Consider the following 18,652-nt stretch of genomic DNA (forward strand, 5'->3'; position numbering starts at 1 on the left):
GTTAGGAGGAGGTTCTCAGTACGACCCTGCAAATAACTTGGGTTCCCGCATAAGGGACAACGGCGGGTAGGCGAGCCGTATGGGCCGGCGAGATGCGCGGAATGTCGCGAGGTGGGAAGTCCTGGGTGGGGTTGTCGTCTTGGGGTAGACAGCCCCACCCAGGGTGGGCAGCACAGCCGGCCGCCGAGGCAGCGAGGGGGCTAGCGGTCTCGGACCGGCGATTCTGGCTGCCGCTCTCAGATTCGGCTAACCACCTTGGGGATTCCTTGTCTGAGCGCCAAGTCGCAGGATGGCATTCGGACATGGCAAACTAGGTAGTCGCGTGCGCTCATGGGTTTCGGCCCGGTCACACGCGGTCCGCCCTGGTGTAATGGCAGCACCCCAGCCTTTGGAGCTGTGGAGTATAGGTTCGAATCCTATGGGCGGAACGGCAGGCCAGCAGGCGTCAGAAACAGGCAAGGAGCGGCCCCTTTCGTGAGCCACGAGAACCAGTCCAACCAGGTGGATGTAGCGCCTGCAGCAGTGATAGTTCTGGCAGCCGGAGCCGGGACCCGAATGAAGTCCCGGACCCCCAAAATCCTCCACCGCATCGGTGGCACTTCAATGGTTGGACACGCTCTCGCCGCGGCCCGTGGTCTCTCACCTCGGGAGATGGCGGTGGTCGTGCGCCACGAGCGAGACCGGGTTGCCGCGCACATCGCCGAGCTCGATGCAGGCGCCCTTATTGTGGACCAGGACGACACTCCTGGAACGGGACGTGCCGTGCAGGTGGCACTTGACGCGCTGGATGGCCATTCGAACGTCGAGGGGACCGTCGTTGTCACCTACGGCGACGTCCCTTTGCTCGACACCGCAACACTGCAGGAGCTCGTGCGAACACACGAAAAGGAAGCCAACGCAGTAACCATCCTTACGGCAGTCCTCGACGACGCCGCCGGGTACGGACGCGTTGTTCGGGCTGAAGACGGCACCGTCACCGGCATCGTGGAACATAAGGACGCCACCGAAGAGCAGCGCACCATCAGGGAAATCAACTCCGGGATCTACGCATTTGACGCCTCAGTGCTCCGGAAGAGCCTCACTAGCGTTGACTCGAACAACGCTCAGGGTGAGATGTATCTGACGGATGTGCCGTCGATCGCGCGGAAGGCAGGCGGTCGTGTAGCCGCAGTCGTCTCAGTTGACCGCTGGCAGGTTGAGGGGGCAAACGATCGCGTGCAGCTCTCAGCACTCGGTGCTGAACTCAACCGGCGCACGCTCGAGCGGTGGATGCGAGCAGGCGTGACCATCGTGGACCCGACCAGCACCTGGATCGATGTCGATGTCCAGCTCGACGAGGACGTCACCATCCTCCCGGGAACGCAGCTTCACGGAGCAACTCAGGTCGCTCGCGACGCCGTCGTTGGCCCGGATTGCACCCTCACTGACGTCGTAATCGAAGAGGGCGCAAAGGTCATTCGCACGCACGGCAGCGGTGCACGCATCGGCCCCGGAGCATCGGTGGGACCCTTCACCTACCTGCGTCCAGGCACTGTGCTGGGGGAGTCAGGCAAGATCGGCGCCTTCTACGAGACCAAGAACGTTACGATCGGCCGCGGTTCCAAGCTCTCCCACCTTGGCTATGCCGGCGATGCGGAGATTGGCGAAAACACCAACATTGGCTGCGGAAACATCACCGCTAACTATGACGGTGTAAACAAGCACAGAACGGTTATTGGCAGCGAAGTGCGAACTGGATCCAACACCGTTTTTGTCGCCCCCGTATCCATTGGTGACGGCGCCTACACGGGCGCGGGCGCCGTCGTGCGCAAGGATGTCCCCGCCGGCGCCTTGGCCATCGTCGCCGCTGCCCAGCGGAATCTGGGCGGTTGGGTCGAAACAAATCGCGCCGGCACCGCTGCCGCCATAGCTTCCTCATCAACGACTACATCAACGGAAGAAAGCGATCCTTCATGAGCGAGATCACGGCACGCGGCGAAAAGAAGCTGGTCCTCGCATCGGGCAGGGCGCACCCGGAACTGGCCGAGGAGATCGCGCGGGTTCTGGACACGGAACTCCTGCCCATCTCCGCCTATGATTTCGCGAACGGCGAGATCTATGTGCGGTCGGGGGAGAGCGTTCGCGGCACAGACGTTTTCGTCATCCAGGCTCACCCTGCGCCGCTGAACAACTGGCTCATGGAGCAGCTGATTATGGTGGACTCGCTCAAGCGCGCCTCGGCCAAGCGCATCACGGTGGTCTCCCCGTTCTACCCCTACGCCCGCCAGGACAAAAAAGGCCGCGGGCGCGAACCCATCTCGGCACGCCTGGTCGCTGATCTGTACCGGACAGCCGGCGCAGACCGGCTGATGTCGGTAGACCTGCACACCGCTCAGATTCAGGGTTTCTTCGACGGTCCAGTCGACCATCTCATGGCGATCCCGCTGCTGGCGGACTACATCAGAGGCCGCGTTGATGCCGATAACATAACTGTCGTATCCCCGGACACCGGACGCGTGCGCGTAGCCGAGCAATGGGCTGAACGGCTTGGGGGAGCACCGCTTGCATTCGTTCACAAGAGCCGCGATCTGACTGTCCCTAACCAGGCGATATCAAAAACCGTGGTGGGTCAGGTTGAAGGCCGCACCTGCGTGCTCATCGACGACATGATAGACACCGGCGGAACCATCTCCGGAGCCGTTGCGGTGCTGAAGAATGCTGGCGCAAAAGACGTCATCATTGCGGCGACGCACGCGGTCTTTTCAGACCCGGCCGCACGTCGCCTTGCAGAATCCGGTGCACGGGAAGTAGTCGTGACCAACACCCTTCCGATCGGCCCGGAGAAGCGCTTCCCGCAGCTGACAGTGTTGTCGATTGCGCCACTTATTGCGCGGGCTATCCGCGAGGTTTTCGATGATGGTTCCGTGACGAGCCTCTTCGACGGCAATACCTGAGCCGCGGCTCGCGTCCTAAGCGAACCCTGCATGCGGTAAGCTGGTCTGCGATGCCTAGGCGAGGGAGAGGCTGGTAATTCCAGAATCCTCTCCGTGATCGACGGTGGCTAGCGGCTTTCCTGAATGCGCGTTCGTTGCGCACGGATGGTCCTGGGCTTTCGTCAACTCATCGCACGGTACGCCCAGAAGACCATAAACACTCAGGAGACATCATGTCCGAGCAGAAGCTCGTCGCAGAACTGCGCACCGATTTCGGTAAGGGCGCTGCCCGCCAGGCACGCCGCGCCAACAAGATTCCCGCCGTCATCTACGGCCACGGCGCAGACCCCATCCACGTGCTGCTGCCCGCCAAGGCAACCACCCTGGCAGTCCGCCACGCCAACGCCCTGCTCAGCATCGACGTTGACGGCGAATCGCACCTGGCCCTCGCCAAGGACGTTCAGCGCAACACCCTCAAGCGCATCGTCGAGCACCTCGACCTGCTGACCGTCCGCCGCGGCGAAAAGGTCCAGGTTGAGGTCAACATCCACGTTGAGGGCGAGCCCAAGCCGGGCGTCGTCACCAACCTCGAGCAGACCACCGTCACCGTCGAGGCCGAGGCAACCCACCTGCCCGAGTCCCTGACCGTGAACCTCGACGGCCACGGCGTGGGCGACCACGTCTACGGCTCGGACATCCGCCTCCCCAAGGGTGTAACCCTCCTGACCGATGGAGAGACGCTGATCATCAACGTTTCCTCGCCGGTTGTTGAAGACCTGGGCGAGACCGCAACCGAGACCGGCGTTGACTCCGACGGCGGCGCAGCCACCGCAGGCGAGGCCACCGGCGATGTGGTTCAGGCCACCGAAGAGTCCTAAGCACTCAACAGTGTCTGACAACACCTGGCTGATAGCCGGGCTCGGGAATCCCGGGCCCGGCTATTCCGGCAACCGGCACAATGTGGGCCAGATGGTCCTCGACGTGCTGGGTGCGCGGCTGGGTGGCAAGTTCGGCACCTCCAAGGCACGCGCCGTCGTACTCGAGGGCCGGCTGGGAATTGGCGGGCCGAAGCTGGTCCTTGCCAAGCCGCTCACCTACATGAACCTCACCGGCGGGCCGGTTTCGCAGCTGGCGAAGTTCTACGGGATCGAGCCGGACCACGTGGTGGCGGTCCATGATGAGATCGACATCCCCTTCAACACGATCAAGCTCAAGATCGGTGGGGGAGAGGGCGGCCACAACGGCCTGCGGGACATGAGCAAGGCCCTCGGCACCAAGGACTACCTGCGGATCCGCGTGGGCGTGGGCCGTCCTCCGGGCCGGCAGGAAGCCGCGGACTACGTGCTCCGCGACTTCAGCTCCACCGAAAAAAAGGACCTTCCGATCCTGCTGGAGGAGGCGGCTGACGCCGTCGAAAGCGTTGTACTGGACGGGCTCATGCCGGCCCAGCAAAAATTTCATTCTGCCGGTAAGTAGCGGTAAACTGGATCAGCAGTTCCGAACAGGACTGCACGGCCTGATGGCCCCAAAATCGGGGGCCGACGTTGGGCGGCCTCTGAGACTGGGCCACCCCCATCCCAACGTCGGTCCCTTTTTTGTGCCCGCTTGAACTATCTGACCGTTTATCACGCAAGTTGAATTATCAAGGAAATAGTGGGTGCGGCTTCCGGTGATCGGGCGTAGTCTATTGGCCTAGCGCATGACGTGTTGGGGCGGACTTAATGAATGAACTAGAAATGCCCGATGCTGACAAAGATCTGTCGGCATCGCAGAGCGATCCCGTGCGGCCACCAGGCCGGACGATCCGGAGCGCCGGGACCCGGCGATGCTGAACGTCCACGGCGAGTGGCCCCTGGTTGGGCGTGATGCGGAACTGGAGGACGTCCGCGACGCCCTCCTGGACAACAGCTGCCGTGGAGTGATCATCACCGGCCCATCCGGAGTGGGCAAGACCGCGCTGGCGCAGCGCATGGCACGCCAGCTCGATGACTCGTTTGAACTCGTATACGTCCGTGGCTCAGCACTCGCATCCAAAATGCCCTACGGGGCCCTCAGCTTTGTCCTCAGCGATCTCGACGACGCGATCGTGGACAATCCCCTGATGCTGCTGCGCGGACTGCAGGAACTCTACGCACGGCGCGACGACGGCCGCCAGACCCTCATCCTCGCTGACAACCTAGAGGAACTCGACTCATCCTCCGCCATGGCGTTGGCGCACCTGGTGCGCGTGGACGCGGTCAAACTCATTGCCATCTGCCAGTCCATTGACGCCTCGCCGGATGAGTTCTGCGACCTCTGGAAGGACGGGGCGCTGCGGCGGATCGACATCGCGCCGCTGGATCTGGCGTCCACCACCCGGCTGCTCTCAGCCGCCCTCGACGCACCGGTGTCCCGGTCCGCTGCCGCGAGCATGTGGCACATCACCGGCGGAAACCCGCTCTTCCTCCAGGCGCTCACCCGCGAGCAGGTGGACTCCGGCGAAATGCTGGAGCGCGACGGCGTGTGGGTGGCCAAGCCGCTCTCCGCACCCAAGACGCGGCGGTCAATGACGGACTGGATCATGGTCCGCCTGCGCCGCTTGCCGCCGGAGGAACGCGAGGCGCTTGAACTGGTCTCCGTGGTGGGAGCGATCCCGCTGGACCTGCTGCTCCGCTTTGTTCCCTCGTCAGCCGTGGACGAGTTGCAGACCAAACGGATCATCCACATCGAGCAGCGGGAGGTCCCGCTGGCGCGGATTGCCAACGGGCTCGTCAGCGAGGTGGTTCGAACCCAAGTCCCGCTGGGCCGCGGCCGCGAGCTGATGCGTGCCCTGGCGGTCGAAGCCCGGGAGTGGGACATTCCCGCCCTCGCCCGCATGACCTTTGCCTCGTGGTGTATCGAATCCGGCGCAGACATCCCCGCCGAAAACCTCATCAACGCCGCTGGTCTCGCAAACCGGCACCGCCAGGGTGAACGCGCCCTGCGCTTCATCCACGCTATCCCCAACTACTCGGCACTGCCGCAGGCGGTGATTGAGGAAGCGAAGGCGATGGGGGTGGAAGCTGACATTGCCGGCGGTCTCTCCATCCTCGACCAGTTCCTGCAGACGCACGCCGAGCCCGAGTTCGAAGACTGGCTGGACATCAAGCTGCTCCAGTGCCGCCTGCTCATGAAAAGCCCCATCCGGTACGCGGAGGCCGAACCACTCCTCGAGGAGGTCCGGCAGCGGCTCGCCGTGGAGGCGGCCACCACGGATCTGAATGACCTCGTCTGGGAAACCGACGAACTGGCAGCCGAGCTCGCCGGCTACAGCGGCCGTTATGCGGAACTGCTGGAGAGCTTCGGTTACATGCTCACCGACCACTCGGCCGAACAGCATAACCCCGCCCTGCTGGGATGGCTGGCTGAGGCGTTGGCCATGACCGGACGCCAGGACGACGCCGTCCGGCTCGCCTCCACGATCATGGCCCGGCTGATGGACACCAGCACGGACTCACTGCTGCAGGAAGCCGCCATGGGGCGCGTCTTCAAGCTCTTCGTGATCTCCGGACGCTGGAGCGAGTGCATCGAGATGGCCGCCTCGCCTGCTCACCACGGCAAGGAAAGCGCCTATGACGGGTCCGCTTCAGAGTTCGCCGAAGGCTGCCTGCTCGCGTACGCGGGCCGTGGTTCCGAAGCCCTCGACAAGCTGCTTCCCGCACTCAGCCAGATGCGGGTCCACGACAGGCAGCACACACTTCCGGTGGCGGAGGCGATCACCGCCTACGCGTACGCGCTGGTGGGCGAGGCCCGTGCCTCCCTGGAACACCTGGAACGGGCGGATCACCGGCCGGAGCGGTTGTCCTGGCACACCTCACGCGCCGCCGACTACTTCGCGACGCTGGCCACAACCGCAACGCGGGCGCCGGACGAGGTGGCCGAGCGGATGCTGCAGCTCGCCGATGAAGACCGCGCACTGGGTAATCATGGCCACGAGCTCCTGTTCCTGTGCCAGAGCATCCAGCTGGGCCTCGACTCGGTAGCCGACAGGCTGGTGTCCTCCGCACTGGCCTCGCAGGGACCGTTCGCGGAAGTCTGCGCACTATATGGGAAGGGGATCGCCTCGAAGGACACCCACCAGCTGCTGCTTGCAGCACAGAAGGCATCGGAGCTCGGGAACTGCCGCCTGGCCGCGGATGCAGCTCGGCTGGCAGCCGAGCTCGCCCAGGAGAGCGGCGACCAGGTCACCGTGGCCGGAGCCGGCAAAGTGCTGCGCGACGTCGGCGCCCCGGGGGTCGCCGGACGGCGCGGTGCACTGGAATCCCTCACTGACCGCGAACGTAGTATTGCCGTGCTGGTGGCGCAGGGGCGCACCAACCGTGATATAGCTCAAGTCATGTGCGTTTCCGTGCGGACCATTGAAGGCCACGTCTATCGGCTCTACTCGAAACTCGGGGTGTCATCGCGTAGCCAGCTGGCTCTGCTCCTGGAATAGCCGGCCTATGGGGGAACACGCTGACGGCGGCCGGGATCTGATCGGCCGCGACGACCTGATTGAAGAAATCACGGGGGTACTGTCCGGATCCCAGTACCTCGGAGCCCTCCTCATCGGTGAGGCCGGTGTGGGAAAGACCGCGCTGGCCCGGACTGTTGCAAGGGAGCTGAACGGCAACGTGGCCGTGCTTCCCATCTCCGCCAGCCCCTCGCTGCGGAAAGTGCCGTTCGGAGCGCTCTCGCCGTACCTGCACTCGCTGTCCATCAACGACGTCGGCTCCTCCGTGGCCGTGTACCGCAGCATCATGGCACACCTGGAATCCAGCAGTACCGGCCAGACGAAGAAGATGCCCCTGTTCCTCGTGGACGATTCCCACGAACTAGACGACAACACCAGCGTGCTGCTCTCCCAGCTCATTGCGGGCAGGCGGGCACGCGTGCTGGCACTGGCACGGACGGCGCCCAATCCATCGTCGGAATTTGGCTCCCTGCATCAGGACGGACTGCTGCGCCGATACGAGGTGAGGCCGCTCGGTGCCTCGGAGGTGCACGAGCTCTGCCGCCGTGAACTCGGCGGTGATGTGCTGACCAGTGTCAGCTCCACCCTCGCGCAATCGTCCGGCGGGAACCCCATGTTCCTGCTGGCACTGCTGCGCCAGGGCAAACGTTCCGGCTATCTGGGTGTGCGCAACAAGGTGTGGCGGCTGGTTGGTGCGGCGCCGCCGCTGGACGTCAGCCTCGTGGACCTCATCAAGGTCCGCTTCCGGCGGCGGACGCCGGAAGAGATGTCCGTGCTGGAGACGCTGGCGCTCGCAGAACCCATGCCGCTGGAGGCCCTGGTTCACTGCACGGACCGGCCGGCTGTGGGTGCGCTGCAGGAGGACGGACTCATTGCCGTGGAAGGGGGCAGGGACCGGCTCGTCAGCCTCAGCCACCCGCTCTACGGTGAGGTCATCCGCCAGGACGTGCCCGCGGGGCGGAGTCTGACCATCCGCCGGAAGGTGCTGGACATCCTGGACCAGGACTCGAGTACGGCTGAGGGCTTCCTGCGCTTCGTGGCGTGGGGACTGGACTGCGGGCTGCCGCCTGATGACACGACGCTGCTGCGGGCGGCGGTGGTGGCCAACCGTCTCCATAACGCCGAGTTTGCCCTGCGCGCCGCCCGGGCTGTGCATGAACCGAAGCTTCGCGGCAACGCGCTCGTCGAGATCGCACGCGCGCAGATCACCCGGGGGAACCTTCCATACGCGCGCGAGATTGTCGACGAGGTGCTCGACCAGTGCGAGAGCTTCACCCTGGCCAAGGAGGCGTCGCTGCTGTCCGTGGCGCTTCGGGTGCATAGTCCCAACGCACCGGAGAAAATCCGGGATGATGGTGCGCGCTGGAAACGCATCACTGACCGGATCACGTCCGCAACGGGGACGCCGGATGATCCGCTGGTGAGAGTCGGTCTGGGTGTATCGGCCAACGGCCACCGGATTCTAGAGAGCTTCGCCCTGAATTACGAGGGCAAGTTCCGGGAGTCCGAGCAGATCCTCCGGGAGGTCCTCTCGGACCAGTACTGCACGGACGAGGTTCGGCTTGCCGCGCTCAGCCTGCTCGGGGAGGCTCTCGGCTCCATCGGCAGGGCGATCGAGGGCACCCAGGCTACGAATGAGGCGCTGCAGATCATCGCGGCACACGGAACCAAGTTCATGGGTCACTCGGAATTTGTGATCACCCGCCATTTTGTGTCGATGGCCCATGCCGGGCTCTGGGATGAGATTGAGGAGCTGTTGGACACCCTGGTGCGCAGCAAAGCCAGCGGGCCCTCTTCCTTCACCGGCATCACGGAGCTGTCCGAGGGACTCATTGCGCTCCGCAAAGGCCTGATGGGAAGCGCCCGTACCGCACTGATCCTCGGTGTGGAAGGCCTGCGCGAGTCCGACTCCAACCAGCTCATGCCGATGGCGCTGGGGCTCGCGGCATTCGCGTGCACCATGGTGGGGGACACCACCCGCGCCAAGGTGTATGCCGCGGAGTTTGAATCGGGTGCGATCATCGGCACTCGGCAGGCGCAGCTCCTCGGCAAAGTGCACGTGGTCGCGGCCAACGCACTGTTTCAGGGCGCCGCCCGGAGCATCGAGGAACTGCTCGTGCTGGCGAAGCGGGCGGCCGCTGACGGCATGACCGTACTGGCCGTCGTCGGCTATGAACTGGCCGGCCGGCTGGGGGATGAGCGCTGCTTCGAGCCGATGGCCCAGCTCACGGAGTCCTTCGAGGGGCCGGAAGGCGCCGTGATGACGGCGATGGCGAAAGCGGCAGTCCAGAAGGATCCGAACGCGCTCATCGACGCCGCGGACCTCGCCCAGTCCTCCGGCTACCTGCTGGTGGCCGCCGAGTGCCTGGGCAAGGCCGTGCGGTACCTCTCGCTGCGCGGGGAAGAGCACAAGTCGCGGACAGTGCAGCAGAAGCTCAATACGATCATCGGACAGCTCGAAGGGCTGCAGAGCCCGCAGTTCGAGGCCGTGCGCTCCACCTCGAAGCTCACCCAGCGTGAACTGGACATCGCACGGCTGGCCGGCCAGGGCTACTCCAACCGGGACATTGCCGAAGCCCAGGGCGTGTCCGTCCGCACCGTTGAAGGCCACCTCTACCGCATCTTCGCGAAGCTCGGCATCACCCGCCGCGACGAGCTGCCGGGAGCGGATCCAGCGAGTACCGGCTGAGTACCCTACGCACTACGCGGAGGGGAAAAGCGGGTACCTACTACTCGTGTCTGGAGTGGGTAGTTTTCCTAGAGTTATGAGTGGAGCCGGCGACGTCGTAGCCTTCCCCAGACTAAGGCTCGTCCCCAGCCGTCGTCGGCTCCTTCTACGCGGTTTGGGGGCCGGCAGCGCGTGAGTGTTTCACCGGCCGTGCGGGTTTCCTCGCAGGGCGGGGCGGTGGGTAGCATCGATAGGGCCGGGTTTCGTGCCGGGCTACCTCATCAGCATCTCCCGTTCCAAGGAATGTTCCAGTGTCTCGCCCCTTCTTTTCCTCGCGTTTCTCCCACTCACCCGCGCCGCGCTCGCGGCGGGCATCGGGATCGGCTGCCATCGCCGTCGTACTGCTTGCACTGACCGGCTGTGCTTCTGCCGGCCCGGCTGAGAGTGCGCCTGCCGGTGCGCCGGACTATCCGTCCGCGCACATCCACGGGATGAGCGTGGATCCGGGCACCAACCGGGTGCTCCTGGCCACTCACGACGGATTGTTCGATGTCTCCGCATCGCCAGCGGCTCAGATTGGGCCCACTATTGACCTGATGGGTTTTACCGCTGCGGCTCCAGATGAGTTCTATGCGTCCGGACATCCCGGCCCGGGCTCTGGCCTGCCGGACCCTGTGGGTTTGATCCGATCGACTGATGGTGGCCGCACGTGGCAGCCGTTGTCCCTGCAGGGTGAATCCGACTTCCATGCGCTCGCCGCTACCGACGGCGGAATCGTCGGGTTTGATGGCGAACTCCAGGTCACCGGCGACGGCACTGACTGGCAAGCCGCGGTGGACCAGTTCCCCGTTCACCACCTCGCGGGATCGCCGAGGGACAGTATTGTCCTCGCCACCACGGAGGACGGCCTGCAGCGTTCCGCAGACGGCGGCGCAACGTGGGTCACTGTTGGTGATGCCCCTCTGCTGGTGTTCACGGCCCTGTCCGAGGAGAAGGCGGCCGGAATCTCGCCCGACGGTGTGATTTACACCAGTAGCGACGGCGGGGTGAGCTGGGTTGTGCAGGGGAGCGTTGACGGCGAGGCGTCAGCCATTGCCACGCAGGTCATCGACGACTCGACCCAGCGCATCTGGGTAGCAACCCACGATAGCGTGCAGGTGTCCAATGACAACGGACAGACCTTCACGTCCCTCAGGTCGAGCCGCTGATGAGCCTCAACAGGACTTCGCCGTCCGCGGACCGGCGGGCTGTGCTTTCGCGGCGCATCCGGTTTTTCGTCGCTGCGACGATCAGCTACAACATCATCGAAGCCGTCGTGGCGATCACCGCCGGCACTGTCGCGTCCTCAAGCGCGCTGATCGCGTTCGGTCTTGACTCGATCATCGAGGTGACGTCCGCGGCGGCCGTGGCCTGGCAGTTCTCCGCCCCTGATCCTGAGCGGCGCGAGAAGACGGCGCTGCGGTTCATCGCATTCTCCTTCTTTGGTCTGGCCCTGTTTGTCGGGATCGACGCGGTCCGCGCGCTCGTCATCGGCGCCGAGGCCGAGCATTCGACCGTGGGCATCGTGCTGGCCGCGGTGAGCTTGGCGGTCATGCCGCTGTTGTCCTACCTGCAGCGGCGTGCCGGGCGCGAGCTGGGCTCGCGGTCCGCCGTGGCCGACTCGAAGCAGACCCTGCTCTGTTCCTACCTCTCCGGGGTCCTGCTGGCAGGGCTGCTGCTCAACAGCCTCTTCGGCTGGGCGTGGGCTGACCCGATTGCCGCACTGGTGATCGCCGGCTGGGCAATCAAGGAAGGGCGCGAAGCGTGGAAGGGCGACGCGTGCTGCGCGAACCCGCTCGCGGATCACCGTGACGACGCCGCCGGTGCCGCCTGTGATGGCTCCGACTGCTCCTGCTGCTCCTCCTGACGGTTCAACTTCCCGCCGGTTCCAAACGCGGCGACGGCAGTAGACTGGATAGCGCACATTCGCCGTCGAGGGAGTTCCATGCCCATCCTGTCAGCTCCATCCCATCCACTCTCGGATGAGGAAGTGGGCCGCATCCGCAATGACTTCCCGCTGCTGGCCAACGAGCTGAACGGCCGGCCGCTGATCTACCTCGATTCCGGAGCAACCTCCCAGAATCCGATCAGCGTGATGGAGGCCGAGCAGGAGTACTACGAACAGCGCAACGCAGCCGTGCACCGCGGCGCCCACTCCCTCGCGGTGGAGGCGACCGACGCCTACGAGTTCGCCCGCACCACCGTCGCGTCCTTCATCGGTGCCTCACCCGACGAGATCGTCTTCACCTCCAACGCCACGGAAGCCCTGAACCTCGTTGCCTATAGCCTGTCCAACGCCTCGCTGGGACTCGGCGGCGACGCCGCACGCCCATACGCGCTCGGTCCGGGCGACTCCATCGTGGTCACCGAGATGGAACACCACGCGAACCTGATCCCGTGGCAGGAACTTGCCGCGCGCACCGGCGCTACCCTGCGCTACATTCCAGTCGACGACGACGGCGCCCTCCGCCTGGAGGAGGCCGCCTCGGTGATCGACGGCAGCACCAAGCTGCTCGCGTTCACGCATGTGTCCAACGTGCTGGGCACCATCAACCCGGTAGCGGAGCTGGTCTCCCTTGCCCGCGGCGTCGGTGCCCTGACGGTCCTTGATGCGTGCCAGTCGGTGCCGCACCTGCCGCTCGACGTTGCCGCACTCGATGTGGACTTCGTTGCGTTTTCGGGCCACAAGATGCTCGGTCCCACGGGGATCGGCGCGCTGTACGGCAGGGCGAAACACCTGCACGCGATGCCGCCGTTCCTCACGGGCGGCTCGATGATCACCACCGTCACCATGGAGCGCGCCGAGTACCTTCCGCCGCCGACCCGGTTCGAAGCCGGTACCCAGCGGATCTCGCAGGCCGTGGCACTGGGCTCGGCGGTGAACTACCTTGCCGAGACGGGCATGGACCGGATCGAGGAATGGGAACGCCTGCTGGGGGAGCGGCTGGTGGTGGGCCTCGAGGCGATCGACGGAATCCGGGTGCTCGGTCCGCGGTCGGGTCAGCCGCGGATCGGGCTGGCGGCGTTCGACGTCGACGGCGTCCACGCCCACGACGTGGGCCAGTACCTCGATTCCCGCGGCATCGCGGTGCGGGTTGGTCATCACTGCGCGCAGCCGCTGCACCGGCGGCTGGGGCTGACGGCGTCGACCCGGGCCAGCACCTACCTGTACAACACCACGGACGAGGTGGACGCGTTCCTCACAGCCGTCGCCGAGGTCCGTTCGTTCTTCGGAGCATCAGCATGAGCAGCGAGCTCGAGAGCCTCTACCAGCAGATCATCCTTGACCACGCCAAACGGCGGGTGGGGCAGGGAACAACGGATCCGGCGTCGGGCGCTGCCTCCTCCGCAACCGGCTCCCTGGCAACCGCCGCATCGCACCAGCTCAACCCCGTCTGTGGTGACGAGCTGACGCTCCGGGTGTGGGTTGCCGACTCCCGCATCGAGCGGGTGGCGTGGGAGGGAGCGGGCTGCGCCATCTCCATGGCCTCCGCGTCGGTCCTCACCGAACTGGTCAGCGGAGAAACCCGGGACGACATGATGGAGCAGCTCGACCGCTTCCGTGAGCTCATGCGCTCGCGCGGGACCATCGTGCCGGACGAGGAGGTGCTGGGGGATGCGGCCGCGTTTGCCGGCGTCTCCCGCTTTCCGGCGCGCGTGAAGTGCGCCATGCTCGCGTGGGTGGCGCTGGAGGAAGCGGTGCTCGCCGCCAACTCCTGACCGCCCTGCAGCGGGTCAGCGGCGCACCGACGTCAGCGGCGGTATCGCGTTAGCGGCGCGGAGGGTTGTCTTCGAAGAGATCGGGGATCCCGTCGTCGTCGGCGTCCACCTTTTCCGCCTCTTCGATCCTGCGGTAGCGCTTGTTGCGGGAGCGCAGGAGAACGGTAGCGAGCAGCGCGGCGAGCAGCGACGCGACGAGGATAGCCACCTTGGCATGGTCGTTGTGTTCGCTGCCCTGTTCGAAGCTCAGGTCATTGACGAGCAGGGAGACCGTGAAGCCGACACCCGCCAGGAGGCCGACGCCGAGCAGGTCGACCCATTTCAAATCGGGGTCCAGGGTTGCCTTGGTGGTCTTGGTGATCGTCCACGTGGTCAGCAGGATGCCAATGGGCTTGCCGAGCACCAGGCCCAGCACAATGCCTACGGTCACCGGATCCGAAAATGCCGAGATGAGTCCCTCGACTCCGCCGATTGCCACTCCCGCGGAGAAGAACGCAAAAACCGGCACGGCGATGCCTGCGGAGAGCGGGCGGAAGCGGTGCTCGAAGGTCTCCGCGAGTCCAGGCTTGTTTGGCCGGGGCAACACGGACTTGCCGCCCTTGCCGATGCGCAGTACCGGAACCATGAAGCCGAGCAGCACGCCGGCCACTGTGGCATGGACGCCCGAAGCGTGCATAAGCGCCCAGGTGGCAAACCCGATCGGCAGGAGGATGAACCAGGCCGCCGACGTGTTCTTCCCGAAAAACTTGGGGTTCTTCTGCGCGAGGAACGCGAACAGGGCTAGTGGGATCAGCGTCAGCAGCAGGAACGTGAACTCCACCTCTTCTGTGTAGAAAAAGGCGATGATGGCGATGGCAATCAGGTCATCCACCACGGCGAGCGTCAGCAGGAAGATGCGTAGGGCGCTCGGCAGGTGTGAGCTGATGACGGCGAGCACGGCCACCGCAAAAGCGATGTCCGTGGCAGTGGGAATGGCCCAGCCCCGTATGGTTTCCGGCGAAGTCAGATTGACCGCCACATAGATCAGAGCGGGAACAATGACGCCGCCCGCAGCGGCAGCCACGGGGACGATGGCGCGCGCAGGGTTCCGGAGGTCGCCGGCGACGAATTCGCGCTTGAGCTCAAGGCCCACCAGGAAGAAGAAGATGGCCAGCAGGCCGTCAGCCGCCCAGTGTCCAACCGAGAGCTTCAGGTGCCAGGGCTCGTAGCCGAACTCGAAGTCGCGGAGGGCAAAGTAGCTGTCCGCGAAGGGCGAGTTGGCCCAGACGAGTGCCAGTGCCGCCGCGATGATCAGCAGGATGCCGCCGACGGTCTCTTTCCGGAGGATTTCGCCGATCCGGAGATGTTCGGGGTAACTGGACCGTCCAAGGACGTTCCGAGGCTGAGAACTCGACATGAGCGGCTCCTTCAGGGCAGGAAAAATTACTGCCGACCAGACTTCCCGGCGCACCATTTTTTAAAACCCTAGCAGGGGAGCCCTCCGCGGGTGACGCGCGTTACTCAGGCGGTGACCAGAGCCGCTGCATGCGACGACAGCGTCCGGGCCGGTAAGTTGGTTCGTGACAAATTCACGTGTGGCCATCTCCACGGAACCAACGACCTCACGCTTGACCTGGGCCGAGACTTCACGAAAGGAACCGAGCATGGAAGGTGATTCCCCATCCAGGAGTGAACAGAAATTATCCCTGACAGGGTCCGTAGCGCTGGGCACCGGTGTGATGATCGGTGCCGGCATCTTCGCCCTCGTGGGCCAGGTCGCTGAACTGACCGGTGGTTGGGTTCCCTGGGCGTTCTTCGCCGGTGCCGTGGTCGTGGCATTCAGCTCCTACTCCTACATCCGCTACTCCGCTACCAACCCCTCCGCCGGCGGGATCGCCATGCTGCTCAAAGCCGCTTACGGCCCCGGCGTGGTTGCAGGCTCGTTCTCCCTGTTCATGTACGTGTCGATGATTCTGGCCGAAAGCCTGCTGGGCCGCACCTTCGGTACCTACCTGTTGCGGCCTTTCGGGATGCAGGACTCCGCGCTGTGGGTGCCGGTACTGGCCGTTGTAGCCATTGCGGCCGCAGCGCTGGTGAACCTCGTCGGCAACCGGTGGGTGGAGCGCTCCGCCACGGTGACAGCGGCGATCAAGATCATCGGAATCGCAGTCCTGGCCGTCGCCGGAATCCTAGCCGCCGGGGCCTCCTCCCTGGGACGGTTGTTCACCGCCGCGGAGCGGACCCCGCCGGAGGCAGGGTGGCTTGGTTTTCTGGCTGGAGTAGCTTTGTGCATCCTGGCGTATAAAGGCTTCACCACCATCACCAATCAGGGGGCGGATCTGCGCGACCCCAAACGCAACATCGGCCGGTCCATCATGATCGCCATCGGGCTATGCACCGTTCTCTACCTGCTGATCACCGTCGCGGTGACAGGCAGCCTCACCGTCGCGCAGATTGTGGAGGCCCGGGATTACGCCCTCGCCGAGGCGGCCCAGCCGACGTTCGGGTCCTGGGGTGTGACGTTGACCGTGGTGATCGCCGTCGTCGCCACACTCTCCGGGCTGGTGGCCAGCCTATTCTCGGTCTCCAAGCTCTACGACATGCTCCGAAACATGGGCCAGGCCCCTGGCCTACCGGGGAAGGAGGGGCACCAATCACTGTTCATCACTGCGGGGTTGGCCATTGTCATGGCCGCCTTCTTCGACCTGTCCCAAATCGCTGCCCTCGGCGCCATCCTCTATCTGGTCATGGATATCGCCATCCACTGGGGCATCATCCGGCACGTTAGAAGCGACGTCGAAGCAAAAACCTGGATCCCCTGGACTGCGATCGTGCTCGACATCGCCGTCCTCGTGCCCTTCACGATCCTCAAAGCACAGTCGGACCCGTTCACCGGAATCACCACCGTGGTGGTGGCTTCGATCATCGTCCTGACACAGTGGCTGGTGGTCCGCCGTAGGAACCGCGATGGTGAACCTTCGCGGGAAACCCCCGCCCAACACCACTCCGAATAACGGGCTTTGCCGCGCCCAAGCCCGGCAACCCGCCAGTCAGGATGAGCTCGGTTTAGTACCGAAGGCCACGTTCAGTCCCCATCCGAGCCCGGTGACCAATGCGACGGCCACCACGCCGGCGAGCTGGAGGAGGACGTCGACGGCAAGAAAATCAGTCCCGTGCCATGCGAGTTGCTCAGGCGGCCAGCGTGCGGATTCCGATCACCAGGGTTGCAGCGCCAAGGATCATCGAGGTGGTCACCAGCATGAAGTGAACCTTCAGGAACCGCGTGGGTGCACCGTTCTCGTCCTTGGACCGTGGGTCTTTGAACACCCGGCGAAGGAACGGCGGCCAGACGATGAGCGTCCACAGCCCGGCAACCACGAGGACGATCGACAGCGCGAGGGGGAGTTGCATCAGCGGTTCTCCAGCCAGCTCTTCGCCTGGGTGGCCTGGACGTTCAGTGCCTTGCCGATGAACGGCTCCGCGGCGTCGGCAATCTTGGCGCCCATGAACGGGATGGAGGAGGTGACATTGCCCTCGACGTCCACGCGGGTGGAGGTGCCCTCCGCGACCAGGCGCTGGACGGCGTCGACCGTGACGGGCGCTCCGGAGATCTTCATGGTCACCTTCGCCTCGCGTGAGCCGTCGGGCAGCGGTGCGGCCCAGTCCTCGGTCTGCGTCACGGTGATGGTCTCGCCGACAAACTTGCGGGCGAAGTCCGGCAGACGCGTGGTGGGCAGCGTGCGCACAGCGGTGAGGGTGAAGGCGGCGGAGGTGTCGCCGTCGACCGTCAGGGACTGCAGCTCCCCTCCGACGTGCTCACTGGTGTGCTTGAGGAACGCTTCATCGGTGAACACGTCCGTTACCGACTGGACGTCGTAGGGCAGGGTGGTTGAGGCGCTGAGTGCCACTAATCCTCCGGGGTAGGTCTGTTGGGGTTTCCCGTACATCCTATGTGAGCACCGGCGTTCAGCCGTCGAGCTTGCCCTCGAGGTACCGGCTGGCCCATTCGCGGAGTTGCGTTGGAGTCCAGGTGCTCGTGGCGATGAGGAGAACCTCCCGATCCTCGCGGACGACGCCGGTGATTCCGTCCGTTGCGCCAAGGTCCACCGCCAGCTGGTCCACTACGGAGGAACGCTCGCCGGCGGTGTCCTCGCGTACTGACAGCTCGAGCTCACGCCCGCGGAGGGGATGGTTTCCGAGGTCCTCAACCTCGACGAGCGGCTCATCGATGGGCCCGCCGGCGGCTTCATTCTTTTCACTCAAATCAGCGATCACGGCGCGTGCGTAGTCGGCAATCCTGGACGCGCGTAACTCGCGCATGCCCTTCAGACCCGCCCGGGCATCCGCCACAGGAACCGACGGAAGGAAAATGTTGCTCTCGGTGTGCTCGCTGACGAGGACCGGGTGATTGTTGAAGGCGTAACGCTTGACCTTGTGCCGGGCCACGGCCCAGCGAGCCGCAGGCGCGTGATGCTGAACCACCTGAGCCAGGTAGGACACCAGCCCGTCGATATGTCGCACGGATTCCATGGAGAGAACTAGTTCCTCCTCCCAGGTGTAACGCTCCCAGGACGGCCACTCATCCCGAGGCACGCTGGCTGGATCTGTTGCACTGGGCGCCTGCGGACCGGTCAGGTGCTTGAGCGTCCATTGCCAGAGCGGTACGAGGCTTTCGACCGTCCCGTCCAGCAACGCATCCGGATTCTGTCCGTCCGCTGCGAGCATCTCGCGCAGACGGACCAGCGCGGGACCGCGCTCATCGAGGAACTCCTGGAAGGCAGCGGCCGCTTGCGTCTTTGTCTGTTTCAGGTAGTGGGTCACGGAGTTCACGCTAGAGCAGGGATCACCCGGTCGCCGCTTCTC

At 64.8% G+C, this 18,652-nt stretch carries 15 protein-coding genes and 1 tRNA gene; 12 read left to right on the plus strand and 4 right to left on the minus strand.

The window, feature by feature from the left end:
* The first annotated feature begins 356 nt into the window (after positions 1-356).
* The 11 genes from JOD47_RS13495 (at position 357) to sufU (ending at position 13,810) form a co-directional block, all read left to right on the plus strand.
* A tRNA-Gln gene (locus JOD47_RS13495) sits at positions 357-428 on the plus strand.
* A gap of 46 nt (positions 429-474) precedes the next feature.
* On the plus strand, positions 475-1,956 hold the full coding sequence (glmU, locus tag JOD47_RS13500) for a bifunctional UDP-N-acetylglucosamine diphosphorylase/glucosamine-1-phosphate N-acetyltransferase GlmU (protein ID WP_307836290.1): 1,482 nt from the start codon (positions 475-477) through the stop codon (positions 1,954-1,956).
* The gene (locus tag JOD47_RS13505; protein ID WP_204534948.1) at positions 1,953-2,933 is read left to right on the plus strand and encodes a ribose-phosphate diphosphokinase; all 981 of its coding nucleotides are present in this window, start codon (positions 1,953-1,955) and stop codon (positions 2,931-2,933) included. The genes glmU and JOD47_RS13505 overlap by 4 nt, the downstream gene beginning before the upstream one ends.
* A gap of 212 nt (positions 2,934-3,145) precedes the next feature.
* Positions 3,146-3,790: a 50S ribosomal protein L25/general stress protein Ctc gene (locus tag JOD47_RS13510; protein WP_204534950.1), complete on the plus strand. Its 645-nt coding sequence runs from the start codon at positions 3,146-3,148 to the stop codon at positions 3,788-3,790.
* A 10-nt stretch (positions 3,791-3,800) separates the two neighbouring features.
* A complete protein-coding gene (pth, locus tag JOD47_RS13515; RefSeq protein ID WP_372432819.1) occupies positions 3,801-4,388 on the plus strand; it encodes an aminoacyl-tRNA hydrolase in 588 nt (195 codons plus the stop codon).
* A 349-nt stretch (positions 4,389-4,737) separates the two neighbouring features.
* A complete protein-coding gene (locus JOD47_RS13520; protein ID WP_204534953.1) occupies positions 4,738-7,365 on the plus strand; it encodes a helix-turn-helix transcriptional regulator in 2,628 nt (875 codons plus the stop codon).
* 7 nt (positions 7,366-7,372) lie between these two features.
* Positions 7,373-10,072, plus strand: coding sequence for a LuxR C-terminal-related transcriptional regulator (locus JOD47_RS13525; protein WP_204534954.1), 2,700 nt, complete (start codon positions 7,373-7,375; stop codon positions 10,070-10,072).
* Between the two features lie 290 nt (positions 10,073-10,362).
* Complete coding sequence (locus JOD47_RS13530; protein ID WP_307836291.1) at positions 10,363-11,259, plus strand: F510_1955 family glycosylhydrolase; 897 nt, start codon at positions 10,363-10,365, stop codon at positions 11,257-11,259.
* Positions 11,259-11,957 carry a cation efflux transmembrane domain-containing protein gene (locus JOD47_RS13535; protein ID WP_204534955.1) on the plus strand — a complete coding sequence of 233 codons (699 nt, stop codon included), beginning with the start codon at positions 11,259-11,261 and terminating at the stop codon, positions 11,955-11,957. The genes JOD47_RS13530 and JOD47_RS13535 overlap by 1 nt, the downstream gene beginning before the upstream one ends.
* Before the next feature lie 78 nt (positions 11,958-12,035).
* Positions 12,036-13,337, plus strand: a complete 1,302-nt coding sequence (locus tag JOD47_RS13540) for a cysteine desulfurase (protein ID WP_204534956.1) — start codon at positions 12,036-12,038, stop codon at positions 13,335-13,337.
* Entirely contained in the window at positions 13,334-13,810 is a 477-nt protein-coding gene (sufU, locus tag JOD47_RS13545; protein WP_204534957.1) for a Fe-S cluster assembly sulfur transfer protein SufU, read from the plus strand. Before JOD47_RS13540 ends, sufU begins: the two co-directional genes overlap by 4 nt.
* 49 nt (positions 13,811-13,859) lie before the next feature.
* On the opposite strand, the gene nhaA is transcribed toward sufU, so the two are convergent.
* Complete coding sequence (gene nhaA / locus JOD47_RS13550; protein ID WP_204534959.1) at positions 13,860-15,206, minus strand: Na+/H+ antiporter NhaA; 1,347 nt, start codon at positions 15,204-15,206, stop codon at positions 13,860-13,862.
* Between the two features lie 247 nt (positions 15,207-15,453).
* On the opposite strand from nhaA, the gene JOD47_RS13555 reads away from it, so the two are divergent.
* Positions 15,454-16,803, plus strand: coding sequence for an APC family permease (locus JOD47_RS13555; RefSeq protein WP_204534961.1), 1,350 nt, complete (start codon positions 15,454-15,456; stop codon positions 16,801-16,803).
* Positions 16,804-16,978: 175 nt separating this feature from the next.
* Here JOD47_RS13555 and JOD47_RS13560 read toward each other — a convergent pair whose 3' ends face one another.
* From JOD47_RS13560 to JOD47_RS13570, 3 genes are read right to left on the minus strand one after another with little or no spacing between them, the layout of a single operon-like run.
* Complete coding sequence (locus JOD47_RS13560) at positions 16,979-17,200, minus strand: SCO4848 family membrane protein (RefSeq protein ID WP_204534963.1); 222 nt, start codon at positions 17,198-17,200, stop codon at positions 16,979-16,981.
* Positions 17,200-17,697 (minus strand): DUF2505 domain-containing protein, encoded by a 498-nt coding sequence (locus JOD47_RS13565; RefSeq protein ID WP_204534964.1) that lies wholly within the window; start codon positions 17,695-17,697, stop codon positions 17,200-17,202. Before JOD47_RS13565 ends, JOD47_RS13560 begins: the two co-directional genes overlap by 1 nt.
* 58 nt (positions 17,698-17,755) lie before the next feature.
* The gene (locus JOD47_RS13570; RefSeq protein WP_204534965.1) at positions 17,756-18,610 is read right to left on the minus strand and encodes a hypothetical protein; all 855 of its coding nucleotides are present in this window, start codon (positions 18,608-18,610) and stop codon (positions 17,756-17,758) included.
* Positions 18,611-18,652 lie beyond the last annotated feature (42 nt).

This window comes from Arthrobacter tumbae (genome assembly GCF_016907495.1).
GTDB classification, from domain to species: Bacteria; Actinomycetota; Actinomycetes; order Actinomycetales; family Micrococcaceae; genus Arthrobacter_D; species Arthrobacter_D tumbae.

Excerpts from the sequence above, each read along its gene's own strand:
- JOD47_RS13525 (WP_204534954.1), top strand. The coding sequence starts at position 7,373 with ATGGGGGAACACGCTGACGGCGGCCGGGATCTGATCGGCCGCGACGAC.
- JOD47_RS13535 (WP_204534955.1), top strand. The coding sequence starts at position 11,259 with ATGAGCCTCAACAGGACTTCGCCGTCCGCGGACCGGCGGGCTGTGCTT.
- nhaA (WP_204534959.1), bottom strand. The coding sequence starts at position 15,206 with ATGTCGAGTTCTCAGCCTCGGAACGTCCTTGGACGGTCCAGTTACCCC.
- JOD47_RS13520 (WP_204534953.1), top strand. The coding sequence starts at position 4,738 with ATGCTGAACGTCCACGGCGAGTGGCCCCTGGTTGGGCGTGATGCGGAA.
- JOD47_RS13505 (WP_204534948.1), top strand. The coding sequence starts at position 1,953 with ATGAGCGAGATCACGGCACGCGGCGAAAAGAAGCTGGTCCTCGCATCG.
- JOD47_RS13540 (WP_204534956.1), top strand. The coding sequence starts at position 12,036 with ATGCCCATCCTGTCAGCTCCATCCCATCCACTCTCGGATGAGGAAGTG.
- JOD47_RS13560 (WP_204534963.1), bottom strand. The coding sequence starts at position 17,200 with ATGCAACTCCCCCTCGCGCTGTCGATCGTCCTCGTGGTTGCCGGGCTG.
- sufU (WP_204534957.1), top strand. The coding sequence starts at position 13,334 with ATGAGCAGCGAGCTCGAGAGCCTCTACCAGCAGATCATCCTTGACCAC.
- JOD47_RS13555 (WP_204534961.1), top strand. The coding sequence starts at position 15,454 with ATGGAAGGTGATTCCCCATCCAGGAGTGAACAGAAATTATCCCTGACA.
- JOD47_RS13510 (WP_204534950.1), top strand. The coding sequence starts at position 3,146 with ATGTCCGAGCAGAAGCTCGTCGCAGAACTGCGCACCGATTTCGGTAAG.